This window comes from Cellulomonas citrea (assembly GCF_009829685.1).
GTDB lineage: Bacteria > Actinomycetota > Actinomycetes > Actinomycetales > Cellulomonadaceae > Cellulomonas > Cellulomonas citrea.
This window is the reverse complement of sequence record NZ_VWSD01000317.1, coordinates 1-987: the sequence shown is the minus strand read 5'-3', so window position 1 is coordinate 987 and position 987 is coordinate 1. Positions and strand designations below refer to the sequence as shown.

The 987-nt window shown below is 77.3% G+C and carries 2 protein-coding genes; one reads left to right on the top strand and one right to left on the bottom strand.

Going from position 1 to position 987, the window contains the following annotated elements:
* Positions 1–622 (bottom strand): DEAD/DEAH box helicase (locus tag F2B26_RS16440; RefSeq protein WP_201292801.1); only part of this gene is annotated, 622 nt, incomplete at its 3' end.
* A 98-nt stretch (positions 623–720) separates the two neighbouring features.
* On the opposite strand from F2B26_RS16440, the gene F2B26_RS16435 reads away from it, so the two are divergent.
* Positions 721–966, top strand: a complete 246-nt coding sequence (locus tag F2B26_RS16435) for a DUF3046 domain-containing protein (protein ID WP_328698708.1) — start codon at positions 721–723, stop codon at positions 964–966.
* Positions 967–987: the final 21 nt, after the last annotated feature.

Below are 987 nucleotides of genomic sequence, written 5' to 3'. Positions count from 1 at the left end.
CGACCCGCTGCGCCGGCCCCGGACTGGCCGGGCCCGTGAGCAGCGCGTCGAGGCGTTCGAGGGAGAGGGCCAGGTGCGCGCCGCGCTTGGTGCCGGCCACGGCGTGGATCTCGTCGACGATGACGGTGCGGACCCCGGCGAGCCCGGCGCGCGCCTGCGACGTGAGCACGAGGTAGAGCGACTCCGGCGTGGTCACGAGGATGTCGGGCGGCCGGGTCGCGAACGCCCGGCGCAGGGTCGGCGGGGTGTCCCCGGTGCGGGCCTGCACCTCGATCTCGGGCATCGGCACCCCGGCCCGGGCTGCCGCCTGGCCGATCCCGACCAGGGGGGAGCGCAGGTTCCGCTCGACATCGGCGGTGAGCGCCTTGAGCGGTGAGACGTAGAGCACCCGGCAGCGGGCGGCCGGGTCGTCCGGCGGCGGCTCGCGGACCAGCGAGTCGATCGCCCACAGGAACGCCGCCAGGGTCTTGCCCGACCCGGTCGGTGCGACCACGAGCGCGTGCCGCCCGCCCGCGACCGCCTCCCAGGTGCCCTGCTGCGCCGGGGTGGGCGCAGCGAACGCACCGGTGAACCAGTCTCGCGTCGGCGCGCTGAAGGCCGCCAGCGCCGAGAGGGAGTCCACGAGCCCATTGTGGGCCGTGCCGCCCACACGTCGCGGATGGGTGCCCCGGGCCGCCGCGCGGTGCGCGGACCGCGCGCGTCAGCCGCCGGTGGCAGGCTGTGACCGTGCGCTACCGGGAGTTCGACCAGCTCGTCGAGGAGGTCCTCGGCCGTGCCCAGGGGCGGGTGCAGGTGACGACGCTGCACCTGGGCGGCCTGGAGGACCGGACGGCCGAGCAGGCGCTCGCCGACGGCGAGGAGCCGGCGCACGTGTGGCACGCCCTCGCCGACGAGCTGGGGATCGACGAGTCGCGCCGATGGGGCGCCGGCGCGCGGCGCAACACCCCGCCGCGCCGGCGGGTCTGACCGTGCGCGGCCCGGCCTGGT